Here is a 2990-nt window from a genome sequence, read left to right as displayed (position 1 = left end):
CCTCCAGCGTCGTGGGCCGCCAGCCCAGTGGTTCGTGGGCAAGCCGTCGGACCACGGTGTCACGTGGTCTCCCTTCGCAGCCGCAGCGCCGGGTGCTGAGAGCGGCGAAAAGGCGATCAAACGCGGAGAAAGTCGCTGAGTCGTACCTGGTCTGGCATTGCGACTACAGGCTGATGCCGGCAATGCCGGCAAGTACGATCACGGCGCCGATCAGACGCCGGGCGAGGTGTCCTTCGCCGAAGAGATGCCAGGCGAGGAGCGCGCCGATCACGATGGATGCCTCCCGCAGTGGCGCGACGAGTGCCACGGGTGAGGTTTGCATTGCGGTCAGCACAAGGATGTACGCGAGCGGGGACAGCACTGCGACCGCGGCGATAGGCGCGCGATTTACGCGGAGGGTGTTCGCGAACGCTGCGCGGCGTCTGATGATGGCTGGAGCCAGGAATACGACCTGGACGACGAGCGTGCCGGCGTAGTAACTGACGGGTGCGAGCTCGATGGAGCCGATCGCGAACGCGTCCCACAGCGTGTAGGCGGCGATCGTGGCCCCGGTGGTAGTACCCCATGCGATGCCGCGGAGGGGGCGGCTGCCCGTTCTCTGAAAGGGGTTGCCCGTGACGACGAGGATGCCTGCGAGGATAACGAGCGCTCCGATGATCGCCAGCGCCGTGGGGCGTTCTCCGAGCAGGAAGATAGCGATCACGATGGTGAGCAGCGGCCCCACGCCGCGAGCGATCGGATAGACGACTCCGAGGTCGGCTCGGTCGTAGCCCGCCTGCAGGGTGAGCGAGTACGTCAGGTGCAGGGCGGCGGACACAGCCGCAGCGGCGACCAGGGCCCAGGTGATCGGCTGCGAACCGGAGACGGCGGCACCGATCGCGAGCGGGAGACACAGGATCGCGGAAGCGGTCGTGTAGGCGCCCACGAACAGCAGCGTGTCGCCCTTCTTATACTTCGATACGAGGTTCCAGCCAGCGTGGGCGACTGCGGCGACGAGGACGATCGCAACGGTGACTGGTGGCATCAGGTGATGTCGGGCAGGTCGATCCCGGCCCGTTCCGCGCGCGAGACACGGTCGGGATCGCGCAGTGCCAATGCAGCTGCGAGAGCGTCGACGACGACAAGCTGTGCCAGCCGGCTCCCGGCAGCGGCCATCTGCGTCGCCAGCGGCGCGCCGCCCACGACGAGTGCGACGGCGGAGACATCGGTGAGTGGTGTGCCGTACTGGTTGGTGATGGCGATGACGGTCGCGTCGGCGGTCACGGCGGCGTCGGCGATCGCGACGGTCATGTCGGTACGACCGGTCGAGCTGACGGCGACGACGACGTCGCCGGGGTCGAGCAGGCGTGCCGCGATCATCGCGGACTCGTGATCGACGACCCCCGATGTCCGCACGCCCAGCGAACGCAGCCGGAACACGACATCGGCCGCGACCGTCGCCGATGGGCCCGCACCATAGGCGAGGAGTTGCCCCGCGCCACGGATCGCAGAGACCGCCTGGTCGAGAGCGTCCGGGTCGATCGCGCCGCTGAGGGCGGTGAGCGCGTCGATCCCTGTGCGCGCTGTCGTGTCGATGATCGTGCGCGTCGAATCGGTGCTCGTGAGCGTGTGTGGCGGGGCGAAGAACTCCGCTGTTCCGCGAGCGCGGGCGATTTCCAGCTTCAGTTCAGCGAAGCCCGAGAAACCGATTGCGCGGGCGGCACGGATCACGCTTGGTGCCGAGACCCCTGCTCGCTCGGCGACTTGCGCCGTCGTGCTCCTTCCCACGAACAACGGGTCCTCCAGCACGAGGTCGACAACCTTTGCCTCGCTTGCCACCAGCCCCGCACTCCGCGCCTGAACCGTTCCGAGCCAGCGGCGCAGCGGATCCTCGGCGGTAGAAACGGAGTTACTTGATGATATTGCCATAGGTAATAGCGTAACATTGACGCATGGTGACAGAGCAGCAACCGAGTTCTTTCAGGGAGCGCAAGCGCGTTGGAGTCGTGGGCCCGGGAGCCATCGGGACGACGGTGTCCGCACTCCTACATGAGGCAGGCAACACACCGACGCTCTACGGTCGCACGCCGCGAACAGGGCTCACCCTGATCGACGGCGACCGCCGGATCGTCGTTCCCGGCCCCGTGCGCACCGATCCTGCTGCGCAGCCCGAGAAGGCGGATGTGCTCTTCTTGGCGGTCAAGGCCACCCAGACCGCGGCGGCAGCCCCCTGGCTGCGTGCTTTGTGCGCCCCCGGGACCGTGGTCTGCGTGTTGCAGAACGGCGTCGAGCAGATCGCTGCCGTTCGACCCCATGTTCCTGAGGGAGTAGAGGTCGTCCCCGCGGTCGTCTGGTTCCCGGCGCAGTCGCAGGAAGACGGCACCATCCTCCTGCGGGGCGAGCCCCGGCTGACGCTTCCCGCATCACCGGAGGCGGAGCGCATCGCGGATGTCCTGCGCGACACGCGCTGCCAGGTCGAACTCGCGGGCGACTTCACCACTCTCGCCTGGCGCAAGCTTCTCCAGAATGCCGCTGCCGGGCTCATGGCGCTCACCGGTCGGCGTGCCGGCGTGTTCACCCGCCCTGACTTCGCGGACCTCACTCTCGACTATCTGAAAGAGTGCCTGGCCGTTTCGCATGCGGAAGGAGCAGCACTGAGCGATGACGTGCCCGCTGCCATCCTGGCCCGCTTCCAGGCCTTCCCGGCTGATATGAGCACGTCGATCCTCACCGACCGAGAAGCCGGCCGGCCGCTCGAATGGGGTATCCGCAACGGCGTCATCTCGCGTCTGGCGCGCAGACACGACATCCACACGCCGATCAGCGACGCCATCACTGCGCTCCTCGCCGCCACAAGCGACGGCCCCGGATGACCCGGGACGCTGCTGCTCCGGCTCAGCGTCCGGAGAGATTACGGGCTCTTCCCAGATGAGGGTGTAGCGCACGTCGCGCGGCGGGCCGGCGCGTCGGTGGCCGGATAGAGGTCGAGGTCTCCCGAGGATGAGAGCTCC

Annotated in this window: 3 protein-coding genes; 1 reads left to right on the top strand and 2 read right to left on the bottom strand. The window is 67.6% G+C overall.

Annotated features, from left to right (window positions below; genetic code table 11):
• Positions 1–163: 163 nt before the first annotated feature.
• On the bottom strand, positions 164–1024 hold the full coding sequence (locus tag G554_RS0109370) for an EamA family transporter (protein ID WP_027587686.1): 861 nt from the start codon (positions 1022–1024) through the stop codon (positions 164–166).
• On the bottom strand, positions 1024–1908 hold the full coding sequence (locus G554_RS0109365) for a MurR/RpiR family transcriptional regulator (protein WP_027587685.1): 885 nt from the start codon (positions 1906–1908) through the stop codon (positions 1024–1026). The genes G554_RS0109370 and G554_RS0109365 overlap by 1 nt, the downstream gene beginning before the upstream one ends.
• A gap of 23 nt (positions 1909–1931) precedes the next feature.
• Between G554_RS0109365 and G554_RS0109360 the strand changes: the two genes are divergently transcribed.
• On the top strand, positions 1932–2852 hold the full coding sequence (locus tag G554_RS0109360) for an oxidoreductase (RefSeq protein WP_051232818.1): 921 nt from the start codon (positions 1932–1934) through the stop codon (positions 2850–2852).
• Positions 2853–2990: the final 138 nt, after the last annotated feature.

The sequence above is a fragment of the Acidipropionibacterium thoenii DSM 20276 genome (assembly GCF_000423445.1).
GTDB lineage: Bacteria > Actinomycetota > Actinomycetes > Propionibacteriales > Propionibacteriaceae > Acidipropionibacterium > Acidipropionibacterium thoenii.
The sequence above is the reverse complement of the archived record's forward strand: the minus strand, read 5'-3'. Positions and strand labels throughout refer to the sequence as shown.